The 19,761-nt window shown below is 61.9% G+C and carries 25 protein-coding genes, 1 tRNA gene and 1 pseudogene; 12 read left to right on the forward strand and 15 right to left on the reverse strand.

Features of this window, described 5'->3' with window-relative positions:
* Positions 1-127: 127 nt before the first annotated feature.
* The 6 genes and pseudogenes from AUR_RS10195 (at position 128) to AUR_RS10220 (ending at position 4,794) form a co-directional block, all read left to right on the forward strand.
* On the forward strand, positions 128-1,003 hold the full coding sequence (locus AUR_RS10195; RefSeq protein ID WP_062098852.1) for a sugar phosphate isomerase/epimerase family protein: 876 nt from the start codon (positions 128-130) through the stop codon (positions 1,001-1,003).
* On the forward strand, positions 1,000-1,773 hold the full coding sequence (locus tag AUR_RS10200; protein WP_062098854.1) for an SDR family NAD(P)-dependent oxidoreductase: 774 nt from the start codon (positions 1,000-1,002) through the stop codon (positions 1,771-1,773). Before AUR_RS10195 ends, AUR_RS10200 begins: the two co-directional genes overlap by 4 nt.
* Positions 1,774-1,807: 34 nt before the next feature.
* Positions 1,808-3,547, forward strand: coding sequence for a dihydroxyacetone kinase family protein (locus tag AUR_RS10205; protein WP_062098856.1), 1,740 nt, complete (start codon positions 1,808-1,810; stop codon positions 3,545-3,547).
* Between the two features lie 10 nt (positions 3,548-3,557).
* The gene (locus AUR_RS10210; protein ID WP_062098859.1) at positions 3,558-4,016 is read left to right on the forward strand and encodes a ribose-5-phosphate isomerase; all 459 of its coding nucleotides are present in this window, start codon (positions 3,558-3,560) and stop codon (positions 4,014-4,016) included.
* Between the two features lie 30 nt (positions 4,017-4,046).
* Complete coding sequence (locus AUR_RS10215; protein WP_241650904.1) at positions 4,047-4,388, forward strand: DUF1304 family protein; 342 nt, start codon at positions 4,047-4,049, stop codon at positions 4,386-4,388.
* A gap of 21 nt (positions 4,389-4,409) precedes the next feature.
* Positions 4,410-4,794: pseudogene (locus tag AUR_RS10220) on the forward strand (VOC family protein).
* Between the two features lie 6 nt (positions 4,795-4,800).
* Here AUR_RS10220 and dnaB read toward each other — a convergent pair.
* Complete coding sequence (dnaB, locus tag AUR_RS10225; protein WP_031216797.1) at positions 4,801-6,186, reverse strand: replicative DNA helicase; 1,386 nt, start codon at positions 6,184-6,186, stop codon at positions 4,801-4,803.
* A gap of 626 nt (positions 6,187-6,812) precedes the next feature.
* Between dnaB and AUR_RS10230 the strand changes: the two genes are divergently transcribed.
* Both AUR_RS10230 and AUR_RS10235 read left to right on the forward strand, forming a co-directional pair.
* A complete protein-coding gene (locus tag AUR_RS10230; protein ID WP_062098863.1) occupies positions 6,813-7,265 on the forward strand; it encodes a hypothetical protein in 453 nt (150 codons plus the stop codon).
* Positions 7,266-7,273: 8 nt separating this feature from the next.
* On the forward strand, positions 7,274-7,849 hold the full coding sequence (locus AUR_RS10235; RefSeq protein WP_021473313.1) for a hypothetical protein: 576 nt from the start codon (positions 7,274-7,276) through the stop codon (positions 7,847-7,849).
* Here the strand turns inward: AUR_RS10235 and AUR_RS10240 are convergent.
* The 4 genes from AUR_RS10240 to AUR_RS10255 form a co-directional block, all read right to left on the reverse strand.
* Positions 7,846-8,199, reverse strand: coding sequence for a TFIIB-type zinc ribbon-containing protein (locus AUR_RS10240; protein WP_373325249.1), 354 nt, complete (start codon positions 8,197-8,199; stop codon positions 7,846-7,848). The genes AUR_RS10235 and AUR_RS10240 overlap by 4 nt on opposite strands.
* A 49-nt stretch (positions 8,200-8,248) precedes the next feature.
* Positions 8,249-8,872, reverse strand: a complete 624-nt coding sequence (locus AUR_RS10245; RefSeq protein ID WP_062098867.1) for an FMN reductase — start codon at positions 8,870-8,872, stop codon at positions 8,249-8,251.
* 93 nt (positions 8,873-8,965) lie between these two features.
* The gene (locus AUR_RS10250) at positions 8,966-9,487 is read right to left on the reverse strand and encodes an alpha/beta hydrolase (protein ID WP_241650905.1); all 522 of its coding nucleotides are present in this window, start codon (positions 9,485-9,487) and stop codon (positions 8,966-8,968) included.
* 283 nt (positions 9,488-9,770) lie between these two features.
* Entirely contained in the window at positions 9,771-10,220 is a 450-nt protein-coding gene (locus AUR_RS10255; RefSeq protein WP_021473317.1) for an SRPBCC family protein, read from the reverse strand.
* 110 nt (positions 10,221-10,330) lie between these two features.
* On the opposite strand from AUR_RS10255, the gene AUR_RS10260 reads away from it, so the two are divergent.
* Complete coding sequence (locus AUR_RS10260) at positions 10,331-11,212, forward strand: hypothetical protein (RefSeq protein WP_241650906.1); 882 nt, start codon at positions 10,331-10,333, stop codon at positions 11,210-11,212.
* Positions 11,213-11,214: 2 nt separating this feature from the next.
* On the opposite strand, the gene AUR_RS10265 is transcribed toward AUR_RS10260, so the two are convergent.
* On the reverse strand, positions 11,215-12,114 hold the full coding sequence (locus AUR_RS10265) for a diacylglycerol/lipid kinase family protein (protein ID WP_062098869.1): 900 nt from the start codon (positions 12,112-12,114) through the stop codon (positions 11,215-11,217).
* Between the two features lie 24 nt (positions 12,115-12,138).
* Positions 12,139-12,990 (reverse strand): PhzF family phenazine biosynthesis protein, encoded by an 852-nt coding sequence (locus tag AUR_RS10270; protein WP_128397139.1) that lies wholly within the window; start codon positions 12,988-12,990, stop codon positions 12,139-12,141.
* A gap of 57 nt (positions 12,991-13,047) precedes the next feature.
* Between AUR_RS10270 and AUR_RS10275 the strand changes: the two genes are divergently transcribed.
* Positions 13,048-13,470 carry a DUF1801 domain-containing protein gene (locus AUR_RS10275; RefSeq protein WP_062098873.1) on the forward strand — a complete coding sequence of 141 codons (423 nt, stop codon included), beginning with the start codon at positions 13,048-13,050 and terminating at the stop codon, positions 13,468-13,470.
* 138 nt (positions 13,471-13,608) lie between these two features.
* Here the strand turns inward: AUR_RS10275 and rplI are convergent, their stop codons facing one another.
* The 4 genes from rplI to rpsF all read right to left on the reverse strand — a co-directional run bounded on the left by rplI (position 13,609) and on the right by rpsF (position 15,326).
* A complete protein-coding gene (gene rplI, locus AUR_RS10280) occupies positions 13,609-14,061 on the reverse strand; it encodes a 50S ribosomal protein L9 (RefSeq protein ID WP_062098874.1) in 453 nt (150 codons plus the stop codon).
* An 18-nt stretch (positions 14,062-14,079) separates the two neighbouring features.
* Positions 14,080-14,319 (reverse strand): 30S ribosomal protein S18, encoded by a 240-nt coding sequence (gene rpsR, locus AUR_RS10285; protein ID WP_003800144.1) that lies wholly within the window; start codon positions 14,317-14,319, stop codon positions 14,080-14,082.
* A gap of 63 nt (positions 14,320-14,382) precedes the next feature.
* Positions 14,383-14,970, reverse strand: coding sequence for a single-stranded DNA-binding protein (locus tag AUR_RS10290; protein WP_021473323.1), 588 nt, complete (start codon positions 14,968-14,970; stop codon positions 14,383-14,385).
* 50 nt (positions 14,971-15,020) lie between these two features.
* Positions 15,021-15,326 carry a 30S ribosomal protein S6 gene (gene rpsF, locus AUR_RS10295; protein WP_021473324.1) on the reverse strand — a complete coding sequence of 102 codons (306 nt, stop codon included), beginning with the start codon at positions 15,324-15,326 and terminating at the stop codon, positions 15,021-15,023.
* Between the two features lie 225 nt (positions 15,327-15,551).
* On the opposite strand from rpsF, the gene AUR_RS10300 reads away from it, so the two are divergent.
* The gene (locus AUR_RS10300; RefSeq protein ID WP_021473325.1) at positions 15,552-15,890 is read left to right on the forward strand and encodes a YnfA family protein; all 339 of its coding nucleotides are present in this window, start codon (positions 15,552-15,554) and stop codon (positions 15,888-15,890) included.
* Between the two features lie 82 nt (positions 15,891-15,972).
* Here AUR_RS10300 and AUR_RS10305 read toward each other — a convergent pair.
* Positions 15,973-16,055, reverse strand: a tRNA-Leu gene (locus AUR_RS10305).
* A 137-nt stretch (positions 16,056-16,192) separates the two neighbouring features.
* On the opposite strand from AUR_RS10305, the gene AUR_RS10310 reads away from it, so the two are divergent.
* Entirely contained in the window at positions 16,193-16,546 is a 354-nt protein-coding gene (locus AUR_RS10310) for a cupin domain-containing protein (protein WP_021473326.1), read from the forward strand.
* A 119-nt stretch (positions 16,547-16,665) separates the two neighbouring features.
* Here the strand turns inward: AUR_RS10310 and AUR_RS10315 are convergent, their stop codons facing one another.
* The 3 genes from AUR_RS10315 to AUR_RS10325 form a co-directional block, all read right to left on the reverse strand.
* On the reverse strand, positions 16,666-17,013 hold the full coding sequence (locus AUR_RS10315) for an ArsR/SmtB family transcription factor (protein WP_069696656.1): 348 nt from the start codon (positions 17,011-17,013) through the stop codon (positions 16,666-16,668).
* Between the two features lie 75 nt (positions 17,014-17,088).
* On the reverse strand, positions 17,089-18,069 hold the full coding sequence (locus AUR_RS10320; RefSeq protein ID WP_062098876.1) for a DMT family transporter: 981 nt from the start codon (positions 18,067-18,069) through the stop codon (positions 17,089-17,091).
* A 190-nt stretch (positions 18,070-18,259) separates the two neighbouring features.
* Positions 18,260-19,675, reverse strand: coding sequence for an amino acid permease (locus AUR_RS10325; protein WP_128397140.1), 1,416 nt, complete (start codon positions 19,673-19,675; stop codon positions 18,260-18,262).
* Positions 19,676-19,761: the final 86 nt, after the last annotated feature.

The following is a 19,761-nucleotide window of genomic DNA, read 5'->3' on the forward strand; positions in this document are numbered from 1 at the left end:
GACCGAGACCACCAGCAATGTCAACAGTCAACTTTGAGGGTTGACTGTTAACAGTTAACTCCGATAACGTGGTCCGCATCACTAAAGGCTCTCTCCGTCGAGAGCCGCAACCTGAGGATCAACGACGATGTTCCATCAAAGACTGGGCTGTTCTTCCATCAGCTTCCGGCACCAGGACCTGGCAACAGCCCTGCACACCATCAGCGGTCTCGGCTTCGAAGAGATCGACCTCGGAGCACTCCCCGGCGTCTGCGACCACGTGCCCTACGTGCTGGACGCCGAGGCAGTGGAGGCGGTTGCCGCCGTCGTGCGTGAGTCCGGACTGCGTGTCCGCAGCGTCAACGGCGACGTCGGGGACCTGAATGCAACGCTCGACGCCGACGCCCGGCTGGAGCGCGAACGTCACCTTGAGATGCTGCTCAGCCTCGCCGCCAAAACCGGGGCGAAAGCACTGGTCCTGCCGTGCGGTGCGATCGACCACGAACCCGTGGGCAGCCTCGAGGGAGATATCGAAACGGTTGCCGCCCAACTCATCCACGCGTCCGAACGGGCCAAAGAGTTCGGCGTGGAGCTGTGGACCGAATCCCTGCACTACTTCCGGCTGTGTTGGAACACAGAGCGGGCCCAGCTCCTTGCCGACCAGCTCACCGGTTCAAACGTTGGAATCGTCATGGACTTCAGCCACATCGTGGCCTCCGGGGGCAACCCGGTGGACTTCGTCGAACGGTTTGGCGACCGCATCACCCACGTGCACCTGCGCGATGCGGTGCCCGCCACCGAAACCGGGCCCGGGAACATCAACCTCAGCATCGGCAACGGCCAGGCGGACTTCGCAGCCGGTTTCTCCGCCCTGCGGGACATCGGCTACACGGGCCACTTCTCCCTGGAACTCGAAACCCGCGACGTCACCCATGACGAGCGGCCCTCTGCCGCAGCCAAGGCCGGCAGCTTCATCACAGACCTCATCCAGTACCCCCTGCACACCATTCAAGGAGCATCATGACCACCATCCAGCGCACCGCAGTCCTCACCGGAGCCACATCCGAGCGTGGAATCGGCCTCACCACAGCCCGCCGCTACGCCGCCCAGGGCTGGGGAGTCGTCATCCTCGACCTCGACGGCGAGAAGTCGGCGAAAGTCGCTGCCGAGATCGGCAACGAATTCAACGTCCCCGCGTTCGGTTACGAAATCAACGTGGCCGACGAAGCCTCCGTTGCCAGGGCCCAGGCTGCCGTCGCGGCTGAAGTGTCGGCCGGAAACCTCCCGGTGGTCGGCGCTTTGGCGAACATCGCCGGCATCACCTCGCCCGTTCCGTTCCTCGAAACCACCCTTGAGCTGTGGCATAAGGTCATGGACGTCAACGCCACTGGCACCTACCTGGTGACCAAGGCATTCCTCCCGGACATGATCGCCAACGGCTGGGGTCGCATCGTGAACATGTCATCCGTTTCCGCCCAGCGTGGTGGCGGCGTGTTCGGCAAGGTTCCCTACTCCGCAGCCAAGGCAGCCATCCTCGGCTTCACCAAAGCCCTGGCCCGTGAAATCGGCGAAACCGGCGTGACCGTTAACGCCATCACCCCCGGCGCGGTGGACACGAACATCCGCGTAGGCAGCACCCAGGAGCAGGAAGACGCCATCAACGCCGGCATCCCGCTGGGCCGCAACGCCACCACCGAGGAAGTTGCCGCCGTCATCACGTTCCTGTCCTCCGAGGATTCCGCGTACCTCACCGGCACCACCATCGACATCAACGGCGGCAGCCACATTCACTAGTCGCCCGCATTTCCGAGGAACAACAGGACCCACCATGACCAGAATCTTCAACGATCCCGCCGACTTCGCCGATGAAGCCCTCGCCGGCTTCTGCGACGCCCACTCGGACCTCGTACGCCAGGTAGACGGTGGCGCCGTTCGCCGCAACCGGCCCTCCGCTCCCAAGGTGGCAGTTATTACGGGCGGCGGTTCGGGGCATTACCCCGCGTTCGCCGGCATCATCGGCCCGGGCTTTGCTGACGGGGCCGTGGTGGGAAACATCTTCACCTCACCGTCCACCCAACAGGCCTACTCCGTGGCAAAGGCCGCGAACTCGGGTGCCGGCGTCGTCTTCACCTATGGCAACTATGCCGGCGACGTCCTCAACTTCGGCATGGCCAGCGAACGGTTGAATGCCGAGGGAATCCGGGCGGAAAACGTACTGGTCACGGACGACATCGCCAGCGCCCCACTGTCCGAGGTCGAAAAGCGCCGTGGCATTGCCGGGGACTTCGTGGTCTTCAAGGTCATGGGTGCAGCCGCCGAAGCCGGGCTGGACCTGGATTCGGTGGTGCGCTTGGGACGCAAGGCCAATGACCGCACCCGCACCATCGGAACGGCGTTCAGCGGCTGCACCTTCCCGGGAGCGGAGCAACCCCTCTTCCGCCTTCCCGAGGGTCACATGGGCCTGGGCCTGGGCATCCACGGCGAACCGGGACTGTTCGATACTGAACTGCCTACCGCCGTCGAACTTGGCCACGAACTGGTGCGACGCGTCCTGGCGGAAGCGCCCGCAGCCGTGCCCGGACGTGTTGCCGTCATCCTCAACGGGCTTGGCTCCACCAAGAACGAGGAACTGTTTGTCCTGTGGCGCACGGTTGCCCCGCTCCTCCGCGAAGCGGGATACACCCTGGTCATGCCCGAGGTCGGAGAACTGGTGACCAGCCTGGACATGGCGGGTGTTTCCTTGACGCTGACGTGGCTGGACGAGGAACTGGAGGAGTACTGGACGGCTCCTGCCCTGACTCCCGCCTATCGCCGGGGTTCGGTTGGGTTCGATGTCACCGCGGCAGGCGACGCTGTGGAAGAAGTCGTTGCCTCGGACTCCGCCAACTACTCCTCCACAGAGGAATCGCGGGCCTACGCCGGCAAGTGCCTTGCCGCGCTGGAAACCACCGCGGAGCTGCTCCGCGAATCGGAGGCGATGCTCGGAGACATGGACGCGATCGCCGGTGACGGTGATCACGGCCGCGGCATGGTCCGTGGATCCGCCGCCGCCCTCGAGGCTGCTGCCGCCGCTTACTCGGCCGGCGCCGGGGCGGGCTCCGTGCTGATCGCCGGCGGCGACGCGTGGGCTGACAAAGCCGGCGGAACGTCGGGTGTCCTCTGGGGTGCCGGGCTGCGCGCCTTTGGCGAGCGGCTGGGCGACGCGGAAAGCCCGACGGCGGACCTCCTCGCAGACGCTGTGCGCGCTTTCGCCGAGCGCATCACCGGCCTGGGCAAAGCCGAAATTGGCGACAAGACCATGGTGGACTCCCTGCTGCCGTTTGCTTCATCCTTCACTCACGCCGTGACTGCAGGATCCCCCGCAGAGGAGGCGTGGGCTGCCGCGGCTGCAACAGCAACGTCGGCAGCAGCCGCCACCGCTGATCTTCGCCCGCTCAAAGGCCGCGCCCGTCCCCTCGCCGAGAAGAGCATCGGCACCCCCGACCCCGGGGCGACGTCGCTCGCCATGGTGTTCACCGCCGTCGGACCCCACTTCACGGCAGTTCCCGTAGCTGCAGCCACCAACTAGGAGAGTAACCATGCGCATCATCGTGGGCGCCGACGAAGCCGGCGTTGACTACAAGGACCGGATCCTCGCGGATCTGGAGGCAGACCACCGGATCACCGAAGTGATTGACATCGGAGTGAACCGTGCCGATGCGGACTTCACCAGGCCGTACCCGTACGTGGGCATCGCCGCCGGTGAGATGATCCGTGACGGCAAGGCTGATCGGGCCATCCTCTTCTGCGGTACCGGCATCGGCGTGGCCATCGCCGCCAACAAGGTGCCCGGCATCCGTGCCACCGCGGCGCACGATTCGTTTTCCGTGGAGCGCTCCATCCTCTCCAACGACTGCCAGGTCCTCACCATGGGACAGCGCGTGGTGGGCGTGGAACTCGCCCGGCGGCTGGCCAAGGAGTGGGTTGGCTACGCCTTCGATCCCACGTCCGCTTCCGCAGAGAAGGTGAAAGTCCTCAGCGACTTCGAAGGCTGCTAGCTGTCTCGGAGGATCTGCGGCCCTGCACTCTTGACGCTGGGCAGCGTCGGCATTCTTGAGATTTTCTTCCACGGCAATCAACGCTTCCACCTGATCTTACTGATCCAACCGGACGACGTGAGGGCCGTCAGGATGTGGGCCATGAACGTAGGTGCCTACAACTTTGCCTTCGCATTTGGATTGGCCGTGGGTTTGTTGATAGTGAACACAGGCAACGCGGCTGGTGGAACGTCAATCGTCCTTTTTTGCTGCGCAAGCCACGTGTTCCTGAGCTTTTGGCTCTGGGTGACGGAGAAACGCTTGTGGACGAGTGCGATAGGACAGGCCCTCATCCCCGGATTGGCAATCGTGTTCTATCTCTTACTGGGCTGAAGCCCAACTACACTGGCGTCCATGTCTTGCCGAATCAGCGAACTGGTCCTGAACTGCAAAGATCCCGAACTGCTCGCCAAGTTCTGGTGTGACGTTCTCGGATACGTCGAACTCGACAGGGATGAGGGCTCGATTGAGATCGGGCCATCCGATGCCGGCTTCGGCGGCCTGCAGCCCACCATCATCCTGAGCCCCCAGCAGCAACCCGCGGACGGGCCGCCTGCCGCTCCATATCGATGTAAATCCCGTGGACCGGGACCAAGCTGCTGAGCTGGAGCGCCTGCTTGCCCTCGGAGCCCGGCCAGCCGACGTCGGGCAAACGGGCGAGGAACAATGGCATGTGCTGCAAGACCCCGAAGGCAACGAGTTCTGCCTGCTGCGGAAGCAGCTTGAGGACGCTGCCTAGCGGGTGCTAGAAACCGCCGCCTCCGCCGGAATCGCCGGCCATGTTGGCGAACCGGGAGTAGTGGCCCTGGAATGCCACGACGATGTCCTTGGTAGGGCCGTTACGGTGTTTGGCGATCAGGATGTCCGCTTCACCTGCGCGGGGGGACTCCTTGTCGTAGACATCCTCACGGTGGAGGAGGATGACCATGTCCGCGTCCTGCTCGATAGAGCCGGATTCACGGAGGTCGGAAACCATGGGCCGCTTGTCCTGACGCTGTTCTGAACCACGGTTCAGCTGCGAGAGGGCGATCACGGGGACCTGGAGTTCCTTGGCGAGCAGCTTCAGCGCACGCGAGAACTCGGACACTTCCTGCTGGCGGGACTCGACCTTCTTGCCCGAGCTCATCAGCTGCAGGTAGTCGAGCACCACGAGCTTCAGGTCATGTTGCTGCTTGAGGCGGCGGCACTTGGCCCGGATTTCCATGAGGGACATATTGGGGCTGTCGTCGATGAACAGGGGCGCATCATTCATCCGGCCCATGGTGGTGGCGATCTTGGACCATTGCTCGTCCTTGATGGTCCCCTTGCGGAGATCCTGGAGGCTGATGGTGGCCTCCGCGGAGAGCAAGCGCATGGCGATCTCGTTCCGGCCCATTTCCAAGGAGAACATCACAGTGGCCATGTTGTTCTTGATGGCTGCCGAACGGGCGAAGTCCAGCGCAAACGTGGACTTACCAACGGCGGGGCGTGCTGCAATCACGATCATCTGACCCGGGTGGAGGCCGTGGGTGAGTTCGTCCAGTTCATAGAAGCCGGTGGGAACACCCACCATGCCCTCTCCACGGTGCCCGGACGCCTCGATCTCGTCCACCGTGGACTCCAAGACGTCTTTCAACGCCACGTAGTCTTCAGCCGTACGCTTTTCAGCAACAGCGTAGACCTCGGCCTGGGCCTGGTTGACGAGGTCTTCGACCTCTCCGTCCTGCCCGTAGCCCATTTGCACGATCTTGGTTCCGGCATTGACCAAGCGGCGCAGGACAGCACGTTCTGCGACGATTTCCGCGTAGTAGCCGGCGTTTGCGGCGGTGGGGACAGTCTGGATCAGTTCATGGAGATAGGCCGGCCCGCCGATCCTGTTGATCTCGCCGCGTTTGGTCAGTTCGTCCGAGACGGTCACTGCGTCAGCGGGTTCTCCGCGTCCGTACAGGTCAATGATGGATTCGTAGATGGTCTCGTGCGCCGGGCGGTAAAAATCGTGCCCGCGAACGATCTCCACGACGTCGGCAATGGCGTCCTTGGAGAGCATCATGCCACCGAGGACTGATTGTTCAGCCGCGATGTCCTGCGGAGGTTTGCGGCTCGAATCCGAAGCCCGGGTGCCCTCGAGTGAGTCCAAGTGCGTTACTGACAAAGCCGTCCTCCATATGTGTACCGCTGCAGAGATTCCGTCCCTCGGCGGTGCGTAAAGCGCGGGTGGACCTGGAATGGATAACCCTGGCATCCGGACCAGCCGAGTGCTCCTGTTATATCGTCCGGGACCGACATTCTTAGGGCCGTCCCCGTTACCCACAACTTATCCACAGAAGTATCCCCAAGCTGATTTGCGCGCCGTCGGCTGAGGGTATTCGGGAGGGTTATTTCCATCCTGAAACAGGTACCTGAGCCACGGTATCCGCGCTCTTGGGAAGCACAAAGCCGGCCGTCTTGCACATCTGTGGATAACCTGTGGAATAAGCCTCATTGGTTGTGCACAGACTGTGCGTGAACCTGTGGATACAAAAATTCTTTTCGCTCAAAACCGCTTTTGAAATGGGAAAACGTCCCTCACAGCTTGTGGAGCAAAAGATTTTTTAGTGGATAACCATCCACAGATACATTCACAAGGAGGGAAGCCCATCACGCCTCGACGAGGCACAAACATGCCCGGAATGTGATGCATTCAACAAGTTCATGCCGCATTTGACACTTCCCTCTCGGAAGCTTATGCCGCTCATGGAATGTGCTGTGGATAACCTCAATCTGGCATAAGCTCTAAGCATGGGGAACAACCTTGGCGACCTGCTCCTGACAGCCCTCCCTTTGGTGATCCTTATTGGCCTGTTATGGGCCGTGTCCACGGCGCTTCGGCCCCGTGATACCGGAGTGTCCGAGGCGGAGCGCTACCAACGTGAACTGGCGTCACGCTCCGCCGCGCACCAAGCCTCGCAAATCCAGGCGGCACTGGCCCAGCGGGCACGCATAGAAGCTTCCGCGCAGCCCAGCCAGAACCGTTCCCACACTTCGCGCCCGGCCCCTGGCCAGCAGTCCCCGAATTCCCCTGCCCGGGGTCAGCAACCCGCAATACTTCCCAACGGCCAGCTCAACCCACAGTTGGCATTTGAGCTCCAAAACCTTGTCCGCAGCGGCCAAAAGATCCAAGCCATCAAGGTACTGCGGCAGGCAACACACTCAGATCTCATGACCGCCAAGAACTACATAGATCGGCTCTGATAAACGCCATGGATTCGCTTCTCATCCCGCTCGTGATCCTCATTGCGGTCATTGCGGGCGTGCTGCTGCTCATTCGCTCCTACACCAAGCGATCTGCCGAGACCCGTGCCGACGCCGCGGCCTTGAACGTGCCCAAGGATGCAGTCACCCTCGCCAAGGAGTCGGCAGCCAAACTAAATGAGGAACAGCACCGTCGCCTGTACTCCCTCATAGCGCAGGGCCAAGGGATGGCGGCCATCAAGCTCTACTTGCAGGCCACCGGAGAAGGTCTGCGGGCCTCTCGCGACGCCGTCGGAGCCCTCGCCGCCCATCCACAGCCCTACCGGCCGGAAGCTCCCGCCAAGGACCTGCTGGCGGACGATGACGACGAGCCCGAGCGGTTCCCTTACCGGTACCGTGCAATCGTCAGCAAGGGCGATGTGACCCGCGAGGTGAGCAGCAATATGCTCAATGACGAGATCTACGGGCGGATCAGGACCCTCGCCAAAAGCGGGGACGTGGAGGGCGCAGCGCTGGCCCTGACCCGCCACTCGGACATCACCATCAAGCAGGCGCGCGAATTCATCGAGCTGCTGGACGACTAGAAGTCGAACAGGTCTCCGAGCCAGCCTTCCTTCTTCTTCCGCTTGCGGCCATAGTCATCGCGACGGTCGTAGTCCCGCCGATCAGCGTCCCTCCGCTCATAATCCCGGCGCCCACCCCGGTCGTCGTACCGCGGCTGCCCGGGCCTAGATTCGAAAGGGTTGTAGAGCGGTGGCGGGGCTATGGGAGGTTGGCTTGGAACGTGCGGCGCCGGAGCGGGTGGGGGGTCGGCGGCCACCCGATCGATGATTTTGTCCAGCTCACCGCGGTCCAGCCACACACCCCTGCATTGCGGGCAGTAATCAATCTCAACCCCGCTGCGTTCGCTCATCACCAGGTCTACAGAATCCACAGGACATTTCATGCCTTGCCCAACGACCCGGCACGGCGATTAGTTCGGCCTACTGCGCAGCAGAGATTCCTGCCAGCAATTGCTCGAACGGCAACGACTCCAAGGCGGGCGACTTCCGCCCGGGCTGGGGGCCGCTCAGCAGTTGCACGAGCTCACCGGCCGCCCGGTCCACGCGCGCGGAAAGCGGTGAGCCGCCGTCGTCATTACCCCAGTCCTGGGGCCCGGCGAAGATGGCAGTCGCCGCCATCCTGGTCCGCAGGTAGCTGAAGAGCGGCCGCATGGCGTGGTCCAGAACCATCTGGTGGCGGTCGGTGCCGCCCGTGGCGCCAATGAGGACCGCCTTGCCGTCCAGCGACTTGGGATCCAGAACGTCGATGAAGGACTTGAAGAGGCCGCTGTAGGAGGCGCTGAAAACGGGGCTGACGGCGATAATGCCGTCGGAGCCTTCGACGCCGGCGATCACCTCCGCGAGGCGGGGAGCTGCGTATCCGGTGACGAAGTTGTTGGCGATGTCCACCGCCAAGTCCCTTAGTTCAACGATGTCGATCTTCGCCTGGTACCCGGCTGCCTGCAGCTGCCGTTCCGTGGAGGCAGCCAATTGGTCGGCCAGCAGACGGCTCGACGACGGCACGCCAAGCCCTGCTGAAAGGACGGTTATGCGGCGGGTTTCCATGGCGTTCTCCTGTTGCTCGATTCAACTCAGCTTACATGCATATGCATCTATGTGGTTGAACCGGGCGGGCTCCGGAAGTATTCCCGGACGCTTCTACCGGCCCGGGCGCACGTGAGCGGCCAGAAAGTCCAGGGTCCTGTCCTTGGCATCCTTGGCTTCGGAGAAATTCAACTGGAACTGGTACTCATGAGGAAGTGCCGGAGTGTGGTCGGCTGGCCAGAAAAGCTCTGTCACGGGAACTCCGGCTGCTTTCAAGCGATTGCTGTAGGGAACGGACTGCAACCAGGTCAACCCGTCTCCGTTGCCGCCGCTGATGAACGTAGGGGGCAAGTCACCGGTGACGAACCCGATGGTAGACATGGTTGCCCCGGCATAGGTGGCGGACCAGTCCTTGGTGCCCGTATAGGACCACAAAGACGTCTTGAGACCCCACTCCACCAGACCGTTGAGCTTGCTCATGGCGTCCAGATCGTAAACACCGCAGTGAAGAATGGTGGCAGCCAGATCCTCCTTGCGCAACGCCGGCTCTACGCCAAGCAGGTTGGCGTAGGCAGGATTGACTGTCAGGGTGGCTATTTGGCTGGCCAGCTGTGCACCCGCAGAGTCCCACCCCACGGATCACCATCGCCGATGGCCACGGGGTGGCAGAAAGGGCCAGGAGTACAGCCAGGACCAGCACGACGGCGAGCTCCAGCCTTCGGATTCTCCGCGGACGCCTGCGCCTGCCCGGCTCATTCTCCGTCTTGGGGGGCCCTGCACTGGCCGCTGCCGCCACCCTGGCTTCTGCCGCTTCCGATGACCCCATGAACCCATCCCCCGCCTGTGCACCGTCCGTGTGCGCACCTGCGGACCATGCTAGGACGGAAGAGGCCCTGGGCGAAGGATCTTGCAGAAAAGACTACCTCTGCCGCCCAGCCCCGCCGACTGCCATCAGTTCCAGTCGCCGCAGGGTCTCGTTGTTCCTAACGTCGATCACAGGATCCCGCAGGACTTTGGGAACCAACTTGCCGGGACCTCGCACTGCGTCCTCGGAGATGGAGACGCGGCATTCGTCCGGACCGGCCTCTTCCACCGTGATCAGCACCTTGGCCTCACCCATCGGCCATCCACGGGCAAGGAGCTCAAGGGAGCGTCCGGCCTGGACCGCAGCCACGCTGGTGCTGTCATCGATCAGGAAGGGCCATACGCCTACGGAGTGATGAAGCTTCGCACCGACCTGGGGCCACTGATCATCCACAGCGCGGATCCGTGAGGCACCCACCACCCAGCCAGGGTAAAGCCAGCCGTCGGCGATCACTTTCCAGACGTCGGCTGCTGAAGACTTGAAGGGCCGGGTAACAGTGGACATGACTTCCTTTCCGGTGGCGCACCAGTATTGGGAATTAAGCTAAGCATGCTTACGAAGCTATCGCCAGAGGAACCCGTACAGGTTCCCAACGCCAGGCCTAGATTGATCGCATGGCCCGGCAGCGGCATTCCTGGAAGGCACCCATTCTTTTGCTGTGCACCGCGGGTGCGGTCTCTTCCTGCCAGCCCGTGACCGCTCCGGAATCGGGCACCAGTGAGCCGGCCGCAGAGATCGTGGTGAACATCAACCAGTCCCGCGACCAGTACGGAAAGCAAGCCATCCTCATCCAACTGACCAACACCTCCGGGTCGCCCGTCACGGTCAGCGGCGTGGACCTCCGCTCAGGCTTGTTTCAGCAGGACATCACATGGAGGCCGGAGAACGGTCCACTGGAACTCCCGCCGAACCAACCCAAAAGCCTCCCCGTCAACCTTACGGAGCCACGCTGCGGGAGCCATACGGGCGAACCCCCGGCAGCCACTATCCAGTACGCCCGCACCAATAATGAGCAACAACAAATCAACGCCGAAGGCCAAGATCCCTTCGGCGTCCTGCAGCGCAACTCGGACGAACTCTGCCTCGCCAAGGAGGCCGCGGCGGTGGCATCCATCGCCTTGGCCCCGGAACTGGACGTAGCGCCGGACGGAAGAACCGCCGTCGTGCGCCTGATTATCACCCCAACCAGAACCGCTACGCCCAACCAGACCCTGGTCATCGAGTCGATCGGTGGCACCACGTTACTGGCGGAGCAGCCGTCGGACCCGTGGCCCCGCGACGTCGCCATTGCGGCCGCAGCGGACGCCCGGGTGCTGTCCCTGCGCGTACGCCCTGCCCGCTGCGACCCCCATGCCGTCGCTGAAGACAAGGTGGGAACACTGGTTCCATTGAATGTGGCCATCGGCAACCGTCAGGGTGCCCTGAAGGTGCCGGCTCCTGCAGATCTGCGCGGACGCATCCATGACTTTGTCACCGCTGCCTGCAGCGCGGGCTGAACTCAGCCGATGGTGGGCAGCGCCGCCGGTGCGCTCTCCACGCGGACCTTGATCCCGGCTTCCACGTTCTTTACTTCCCCGTCCATTTGGTACGGCAGGGGCTTCAGCGTGGTGAATTCGTAGCTGCTGACGCTCGGCTGATCGCCCAGGCCCTGGGTGGTGGCCCGCAAAGCGTTCAAGACCACCCGCCATTTGGGCATGTGGGGGAAGAAGATGACCTCAAACTTGCCGTCACGGGGCGTCTCCTCCGCCTCGCTGAGGGTGGCGTACTTTGCCATTTCGGGGATGTTCGCAAAAACGAGGCTGTCCACCTTCTGGCGCTTGCCGTTGTCCAACCGGATTTCGAACGGCTTGAACTCAGAGAACGTCTTGATCACGGACACCATCTCCGTCAGGGCGCCCTTGCTTCCCTTTTCCAACTCCGTCGCCACAACCGGAGTCAGGCCGAACCCGATGTACGAGTGAGCGTATTCCAGCGGCTCATTCTCTTTCTGGCCGGTGTGGATCCGGAGCAGGTCGATGTTGTGGACGTTGCCCTCCGCGATGGCCTCCTCCAAAGGCTTGGTTCCAACCGTCCGCCGGTGGTCGTTCGCGTTGCCGGCAGCCATGACTGCGGCCACTGCCTTGGGGTTCTCCGCCTGCATCACACCGTTGACAACCTCGTTGTAGCCGCCGTCGCCGCTGACCGAGACCACCAGGACGTCGCCGCCCTTACCGGCGGCATCGCGGGCCAGATCGACCGCGTGCCCCGCGTGCTGGGTTGGTTCAAGGACGATCTCCGGCGAGTACGGCAGCATCTTGATGAGCTTCCCGTGCAGCTCTTCCGCAAGCTCCGGGGCATTCCCCGTGCTGTTGGGGTTGAAGATGATGACGATCGACTCAAATGTCCGTGCGGAACCCATGTGTTCTCCTTTAGTTACCCAGGCCTATAACAGTACTGTCCCCTGGATGCAGGTAGTCGAATCACCGCCCACCCAGACCTGGTCCCCTTCAGCCTTGATGTGGATGCGCCCTGCCCTCCCCAACACCGTGCCTTGGGCGGCCACGTATGCCTCCGGCGCACGCCCGCTCCCTATCAGCCATTGAGCTGCCCCCGCGTTGAAGCTACCCGTCACCGGGTCCTCGATCATGGCGTCGCCCGGGAAAAACGTACGAACCTCAAAGTCCACGTCGGAGCCTGCCGGATACGGCCCGATGACGCCCACCTTCAAGTCCCCCAAGGCAAGCATGTCCGGTTCCAGGCCAAGGACCTGGTCAGCGGATTCGAGCAGGACGCCAATCCACGCCGGCCCATTCACCAGCCACGAGGCATCCAGGATGTCATCTTCCGAAAGTCGAAGACCCGCGGCCAACTGCTTCCGCACAGCGTCCTCCACCGGACCGAACCGGGTCAGTGGCGGGGCCGCGAAAGCCAGCCGTCCGCCGTCGTGCTTGACGCGTACCAAACCTGCTCCGCACTCCTGGACCACGACGCCGACAGACTTGGGCACTCCCCCTGCCTGCAGCCACGTGTGCGCCGAACCGAGAGTGGGGTGCCCTGCAAACGGGAATTCCTCACTGCCCGTGAAGATGCGCACCTTGTAGTCCGCGTCCGGATGCGTGGGCGGGATCAGGAAGGTGGTTTCGGAGAGATTGGTCCAGTTGGCGAACCGCTGCATGGTTTCGCTGTTGAGCCCTTCGGCATCTACGACGACGGCGAGCGGGTTGCCGAAATAGGGACGGTCGGAGAAGACGTCTACTTGGTGGAATGGGCGGTTTCGGGGGGAAAGTGGACTCACCGGTGCAGGCTATCACTGGTGCTGGTGAGCCTGTGGCGTGTCTGCAAGACTACCTGCATGGCAGAGAACAAGACGCAGCCCACCGACGCGTCCGTAGAGGAGTTCCTCGGTGCCGTGGAGCACCCGACGCGGCGTGCGGACGGCTTTGAATTGCTGAACATGATGCGGGAGCTCACCGGCCAGGAAGCCGTGATGTGGGGTCCCACGATCGTCGGCTTCGGCAAGTACCACTACAAGTATGCGAGCGGCCGTGAGGGTGATTCCGCGGCCGTCGGTTTTTCATCCCGGAAGACCAACCTGGCCCTCTACGGACTGACCATGGGGCCGGAGGCGGACCGTCTGCTTCCAGAACTGGGTAAGCACAAAACCGGCGCGTCCTGCCTGTACGTCAACAAGCTGGACGACGTGGACAGGGATGTGCTGGCCGAGCTGATCCGCACCGGCTACAACCACACCATGACGGAGATCCATAGGCCCTAACCCCGCGCGAGCCCTCCGCGAGTTGGCATTTAATGGCAATCCGGGGCTCCAACATTGTCATCAAATGCCAACTCGGGGCATGCAAAAGGACCCCGTTCCCGGAATCCGGGAGCGGGGTCCTTCAGGTTTAGTCAGAGACTACTTGCCGGCAACGACCTCAAGGTCGATGACAGCGGAAACATCCTCGTGCAGGCGAACGTTGGCCTGGTACGAACCGACAGACTTGATGTGGTTCGGCAGTTCAACGTTGCGCTTGTCGATGGCGCCGAGGCCGGCAGCCTCAACAGCAGCAGCGACGTCAGCAGGCTTGACGGTGCCGAAGAGACGACCGGACTGACCGGCCTTCACCTCGAGCTTGACCTTCTTGGAGGACAATGCCTGAGCCTGTGCCTGTGCAGCTTCAACAGTTGCGTGGGCACGGGCAGCACGTGCTGCCTTGATGCTCTCAACCTGCTTCTCGCCACCACGGGTCCAGGTCAGAGCGAAGCCGCGGGGCAGAAGGTAGTTACGTGCGTAACCGTTCTTTACCTCGACAACGTCGCCAGCAGCACCGAGACCGGTTACTTCGTGGGTCAGAATGAGCTTTGCCATGTTAGTTAATCCCTTCCCTTAGCCGCGGCCAGCGCCGGAGTAGGGCAGCAGAGCAACTTCGCGGGCGTTCTTGATTGCCTGGGCGATTTTGCGCTGTTCCTGAACGGTAACGCCAGTGACGCGACGAGCGCGGATCTTTCCGCGGTCGGAGATGAACTTGCGCAGCAATGCTACGTCCTTGTAGTCGATGACAGTGATGTCAGCGGCCTTCAAGGGGTTGGACTTTGGTTTGGGCTTACGGAGTTCAGCCTTAGCCATCGTGGAGCTCCTTTTCTATGGAGCCCGTGGATATTGATCCACGGGATGGTGGTGTTTTTTTGTTTAGAAGGGAGGTTCGGAGTCCGGGCCGTTGCCCCAGCCACCAGCGTTGCTGACACCGGGCGTAGCCCAAGGGTCATCCTGCTGTGCGGGCTGGTTGCCGCCCCAGTTTCCACCGGAGTTGCCGCCCTGGTTTCCACCAGCGGGGCCACCTCCGAAGCCACCTGCGTTGCCGCCACCGAAGCCACCTTGGCCACCGTTGCCGGCGCCGAACCCGCCGCCGGAGCGCTGGGTGCGGTTGACTTTGGCATTCGCGTAACGCAAGCTCGGGCCGATCTCGTCGACCTCAAGCTCAATAACGGTGCGCTTCTCGCCTTCTTTGGTTTCGTAAGAACGGCTCTTCAAACGGCCGGAAACAATGACGCGTGTTCCCTTTGTGAGGGACTCGGCAACGTTCTCGGCTGCTTCCCGCCATACGGACGCGCGGAGGAACAGGGTTTCCCCGTCCTTCCATTCATTCGACTGGCGGTCAAAGGTCCGGGGAGTAGAAGCGATGGTGAAGTTCGCTACTGCTGAGCCAGACGGGGTGAACCGCAGCTCCGGATCATTGGTGAGATTACCGATGACCGTAATAGTGGTTTCGCCTGCCATCTACTGCCTCCTTGTTCGTTCCTGCGGGGTAAAGATCCGGAAGGGGCTGATTACTCAGCAACAACCTTCTGGTCTTCGGGGCGGATGATCTTGGTGCGCATGATCGTCTCGTTCAGAGACAGCTGGCGATCAAGTTCCTTGGCGGTAGCAGGCTCAGCGGTGAAGTTCACCACTGCGTAGATACCTTCGGACTTCTTCTTGATGTCGTATGCCAGGCGGCGACGGCCCCAGATGTCTACCTTTTCGATGGTTCCACCATCGGTGGTGATGACATTCAGGAACTTCTGAAGCGACGGCTCTACGGTACGCTCTTCGACCTCGGGGTCGATGATTACCATCAATTCGTAAGGACGCATATGTGAACCCACCTCCTTTGGGCTAAGCGGTTACGGTATCTCCGTAACAGGAGGTTCATTTGCGATTGCTGTGCCTCGCTCCCCCGCCAAAGATTCGGAAGGAGGGCGCAGCACAGACTTCAATATCTTAGTGCATCTCCTGCATCCAAAGCTATTCGGCGGTGTGTCGTGGCCGAAAGCACCGGGAAGGCCTATGTGGAAAACGGGCCAATGAATACTTGAGCCATGACCATCCTCAAGTCCACAGTCCTCTTCGTTCTGGCCGCGGCAGCCGAAATCGGAGGCGCCTGGCTCATTTGGCAGGCAGTCCGGGAGGGCAAGGCCTGGTGGTGGGCCGGGCTGGGAGTCGTTGCCTTGGGAATCTATGGCTTCTTCGCGGCGTTCCAGCCCGACGCCCATTTCGGAAGGGTTCTCGCGGCGTACGGGGGCGTTTTCATAGCCGGCTCACTTGCCTGGGGCATGCTGGTTGACGGATTCCGCCCGGACCGCTGGGACATCATTGGAGCCGTCATCTGCATAGTGGGCGTCGGCGTCATCATGTTCGCGCCGCGCACGGGCGCGTGACGGCCGGCGGCTTACCGGCTGGAACATGGGAGCTTAAACATGTGAGCCCTGGAAGATCATTGACCTTCCAGGGCTCATTGTGTGCGCGGAGGGGGACTTGAACCCCCACCCCCTTTCGAGGACTAGCACCTCAAGCTAGCGCGTCTGCCATTCCGCCACCCGCGCAGGGTGATTCGGAGAACCAGTTTCCTTTTTCTCCTCAACAGCGTCAAAAACACTAACACGTCATTGGCCATTCTGTTGATTCGGGACCTACGGCAACACCCCTCGGCAGAACAAGGAAACGTGGGTACGGTGACCTCATGCAGAAAATATCGATCGAGGCTCTCGCCCGCCAGCAAATCGAAGCCGCAGTTGCCGCACCCAGCGGACGCGCTGCAGACACAGCATTCGGCGGGCATGAGAAGACCCTCCGGCAAACAGTCATGGCTTTCCGCGCAGGCACGCGGCTCAGCGAACATCAGAACCCCGGCGAGGCTACCGTCTTCGTGCTGAAGGGAAATGTCTGGCTCAAGGCAGGCGAAGACTCGTGGCAGGGGAAAACGGGAGACCTGTTAATCGTGCCGGACGGCCGCCACAGCCTCGAAGCGGAAGAGGACTCAGCGGTGCTCTTCACAGTAGTCAAGACCGACCGTCAGGCGCAGCCGTCGGCGTGATTGGAGAACGACGGCGGCACCTTGCCTGCGCACGCCTGGCTACGGGCGTGGACCACCGAGTCAAAGCTCACTGCCGTCGCGTTGAAGCCAGCGGGGCAGCCACCGTTGCACGCTCAGGACTACCCCTCCCGCCGCTGCGTTTCCCGCCTATGCTCTGCCCGGGCAAGCTGGGCCAGTTGTTCGACAAATCCCGGGAAGTGCGCTTCAAGCTCCTCAGTACGCAGGCCCGTCCACCGGGTGGTCCCTTCCTTGCGGGACAACGTAACACCAGCCTCACGCAGGGTCTTGAGATGGTGACTCATGGTGGGGAGCGGAATTTGGACTTCTTCGGCGAGCCAGGAGCAGGTCCGTTCCGGTCCATCCCTGAGGAGCTCGACCACGCGGAGCCTTACAGGGTCAGCTACTGCTCGGAGCATGCTAACGACGCTGATACCGTTCAGGTCCGGGTGATGGAGCTGGGTGGCCATGATCTTCTCTTCCACGAAAAGGCTTATACACTGCTATTTTCATAATTATGGAAGATTGATCCTAGCATGCTCGGATTAGCGTGCGCGGACCCCCTCTGATTCGCTGGCCGCCTCAGCACTGGCCGGCACCTGCTGCGCCCGGACGGCGCGTGCAGACCGCCTGGAGAAGTAGTTGTTCGTGAGCAGCGCCGCAATAACCAGACCAGCCCCGACAAGAGCAGTCACAGTCGGTTGATATCCGCGGATCATCGCAATGGCGAAGGTAACCACGGGGACGAGGTTCATGAACAGGGTTCCATTGAGCGGTCCCAGCAAGCCGATGCCTTTGTTCCATGAGAGGACAGCAACCACTGCAGCGAAGATTATGACGTAGGCAAGGTGTAACCAGCCGCCCAGAATAGCTTCAAGGTCAGGTGCAGTGACGTAGCCAACCCCTGTAGCGATGAGGACTCCACCCATAATGCTGATGCAGCCGAGCACCGTGGTAACCGTGGTGTACCGCAGGGCGGACCACCCTTGGAACCCGATGGCACCCCGGGTGTACGTCACCCAGCAGACGGCTCCTAGGAGGGCGAGCAGTTCACCCAGTCCGAGTTGGCCACTGAACAGTCGGCCATAGTCGCCGTCGGTGATGACAAGCGAGACTCCGGCAAACGCCACCAGGATTGATGCGACAGTGTAGCTGGCAGGCAGTTTCCTCGTAGCCATCGCACCTACAACCGCCCCAATGGCGGGCATCATCGCCATAATGAGGCTGACGTTGGGCGAGCTCGTATATCGCAAAGCCGTAAATGCCAGCAGGCCAAATCCAGCGAACCCGGCGCTGCCCAGCAGGAACAACCTGCCCAAGCGACCATCGACGCGGAGCGCGCGAAGACCCTCGGCCCGCCAGAGCATTAAAACGAGGAGGGCCGCAGCAATGACATACCTGATCAAAGTCATGTGAAAAGCGTTGACGGTCGTAGCAAGATCGTTGGCGATCGGGAACATGCCGCCCCAGATCAGAGGAGGGATGAGGCAGAGGATGAGGCCGCGGGTCGCGGTTGATAACTGCATGAAAGGTCGATGCATAGTGAAACCCCCCAGTTTCGTAGTAGCAAAATTATGTAATTTTACAAACATGAAAATATGCTAACTGGAGTCCAATGTCAACTACTTTTTTTGGGCTGTGAGTTGCCAAGCTTTAACGCGAACGGGGCAGCCGCCGTCGTTATTGACGGCAGCTGCCCCGCAGCAAAACAGACGCTTACGACGCCGGACCGGCACCGACGCTTGCAGGCTCCTCTTCGCCACTGGTCGCTTGGGCGGGCGCAGCTCCGCCCTTGCGGTAGCGCCAGACGCCGATGCCTACGACGATTACCGCCAAGGCCAGCGACAGGAACAGCGATTCGCGGGTGGATTCCAGGATGACCATGCCGATGATGAGTGCCACGATGCTCGCAATGGCAATCCACGTGAGGTAGGGGAAGAACCACATCTTGAGCTGGAGGTCCTTCGCGGCGGCCCCCATGCGGCGGCGGAGAACCAACTGGGAGGCTGCAATGACCAACCACACGAACAGTGCGATGGCGCCGGAGGTGTTGACGAGGAACAGGAACACCGTATCCGGGGCAATGTAGTTCAGTCCCACAGTGATAAATCCGACCACTGTGGACGCAAGCACGGCCGCCGCAGGCACACCGCGCTTGGAAATACGCGTCCAGGACTTCGGTGCATCTCCGCGGCGGGACAGCGAGAACAGCATGCGGCTGGCGGTGTAGAGGCCCGAGTTGAGGCAGGAAAGCACCGACGTGAGGACAACGATGTCCATGATGGTGCCGGCTCCCGGGATGCCATAGAGCTCGATCACTGCAACGTACGGGCTCTTGGCAACGGAGGCGCTGTTCCACGGGAGCAAGGTGACCACGATGGCGATGGAGCCGATGTAGAAGATCAGGATGCGCCACACGGTCGACTTCACGGCCTTCTTGACGGCGTCCACCGGATTCTCGGATTCCCCGGCAGCAATGGTTGCGATCTCCGCGCCAAAGAAGGAGAAGACGACCACGAGGATGCCGGCGAGGACCGCGCCCGGCCCACTGGGCATGAAGCCGCCCTGGTCCAGGAGGTTGGTCACTCCCGGTGCAGGAACGCCCGGCATGAAACCGAGGATGGCGACGATTCCTGCAAGCAGGAAGATGACGATTGCCGCGACTTTGATGGACGCGAACCAGAACTCGAACTCACCGTAGGACTTCACTGAACCGAGGTTGGTGAGGGTGAGGAGCACCATGAGTATCAGGGCCCAGATCCACTGATCGACGCCGGGCACCCAGCGGTGCATGATGGCGGCACCGGCAGTGGCTTCGATGCCCAGCACGATGATCCAGAACCAGGCGTAGAGCCAACCGATGCTGAACCCGGCCCATCGGCCAAGCGCTTTGTCGGCATAGGTGGAGAACGAGCCGGTCTCCGGATTGGCTGCAGCCATTTCGCCCAGCATGCGCATCACCAGGATGACTACCAGGCCCGCGGCGAGGTAGGCCCCGAGGATTCCTGGTCCCGCCTGTTGGATAGCTGCGCCCGAGCCCACGAAGAGGCCTGCGCCGATGACGCCCGCAATGGCGATCATGGACAGGTGCCGGGGCTTAAGCGATTTGGAAAGTTGTTGGTCAGCGTGCATGGAACGTCGCCGTCCTTTGAGTACTTGGAAGGCCCACGGAGGTGTGCAGTGGGCCACTTGGCTTTCCCACACTAGCCACCCCATAC

The sequence above is a fragment of the Paenarthrobacter ureafaciens genome, from assembly GCF_004028095.1.
GTDB classification, from domain to species: domain Bacteria; phylum Actinomycetota; class Actinomycetes; order Actinomycetales; family Micrococcaceae; genus Arthrobacter; species Arthrobacter ureafaciens.

What these genes read in the sequence shown, in the direction of transcription:
- AUR_RS10230 (WP_062098863.1), top strand. Translation starts at nt 6,813, where the DNA reads ATGGGGAACAACCTTGGCGACCTGCTCCTGACAGCCCTCCCTTTGGTG.
- AUR_RS10300 (WP_021473325.1), top strand. Translation starts at nt 15,552, where the DNA reads ATGACCATCCTCAAGTCCACAGTCCTCTTCGTTCTGGCCGCGGCAGCC.
- AUR_RS10265 (WP_062098869.1), bottom strand. Translation starts at nt 12,114, where the DNA reads ATGGGTTCCGCACGGACATTTGAGTCGATCGTCATCATCTTCAACCCC.
- AUR_RS10210 (WP_062098859.1), top strand. Translation starts at nt 3,558, where the DNA reads ATGCGCATCATCGTGGGCGCCGACGAAGCCGGCGTTGACTACAAGGAC.
- AUR_RS10235 (WP_021473313.1), top strand. Translation starts at nt 7,274, where the DNA reads ATGGATTCGCTTCTCATCCCGCTCGTGATCCTCATTGCGGTCATTGCG.
- AUR_RS10315 (WP_069696656.1), bottom strand. Translation starts at nt 17,013, where the DNA reads ATGGCCACCCAGCTCCATCACCCGGACCTGAACGGTATCAGCGTCGTT.
- AUR_RS10205 (WP_062098856.1), top strand. Translation starts at nt 1,808, where the DNA reads ATGACCAGAATCTTCAACGATCCCGCCGACTTCGCCGATGAAGCCCTC.
- AUR_RS10320 (WP_062098876.1), bottom strand. Translation starts at nt 18,069, where the DNA reads ATGCAGTTATCAACCGCGACCCGCGGCCTCATCCTCTGCCTCATCCCT.
- rplI (WP_062098874.1), bottom strand. Translation starts at nt 14,061, where the DNA reads ATGGCAAAGCTCATTCTGACCCACGAAGTAACCGGTCTCGGTGCTGCT.
- rpsF (WP_021473324.1), bottom strand. Translation starts at nt 15,326, where the DNA reads ATGCGTCCTTACGAATTGATGGTAATCATCGACCCCGAGGTCGAAGAG.
- AUR_RS10245 (WP_062098867.1), bottom strand. Translation starts at nt 8,872, where the DNA reads ATGGAAACCCGCCGCATAACCGTCCTTTCAGCAGGGCTTGGCGTGCCG.
- AUR_RS10290 (WP_021473323.1), bottom strand. Translation starts at nt 14,970, where the DNA reads ATGGCAGGCGAAACCACTATTACGGTCATCGGTAATCTCACCAATGAT.
- rpsR (WP_003800144.1), bottom strand. Translation starts at nt 14,319, where the DNA reads ATGGCTAAGGCTGAACTCCGTAAGCCCAAACCAAAGTCCAACCCCTTG.
- AUR_RS10325 (WP_128397140.1), bottom strand. Translation starts at nt 19,675, where the DNA reads ATGCACGCTGACCAACAACTTTCCAAATCGCTTAAGCCCCGGCACCTG.
- AUR_RS10260 (WP_241650906.1), top strand. Translation starts at nt 10,331, where the DNA reads ATGGCCCGGCAGCGGCATTCCTGGAAGGCACCCATTCTTTTGCTGTGC.
- AUR_RS10195 (WP_062098852.1), top strand. Translation starts at nt 128, where the DNA reads ATGTTCCATCAAAGACTGGGCTGTTCTTCCATCAGCTTCCGGCACCAG.
- AUR_RS10200 (WP_062098854.1), top strand. Translation starts at nt 1,000, where the DNA reads ATGACCACCATCCAGCGCACCGCAGTCCTCACCGGAGCCACATCCGAG.
- AUR_RS10255 (WP_021473317.1), bottom strand. Translation starts at nt 10,220, where the DNA reads ATGTCCACTGTTACCCGGCCCTTCAAGTCTTCAGCAGCCGACGTCTGG.
- AUR_RS10310 (WP_021473326.1), top strand. Translation starts at nt 16,193, where the DNA reads ATGCAGAAAATATCGATCGAGGCTCTCGCCCGCCAGCAAATCGAAGCC.
- AUR_RS10275 (WP_062098873.1), top strand. Translation starts at nt 13,048, where the DNA reads ATGGCAGAGAACAAGACGCAGCCCACCGACGCGTCCGTAGAGGAGTTC.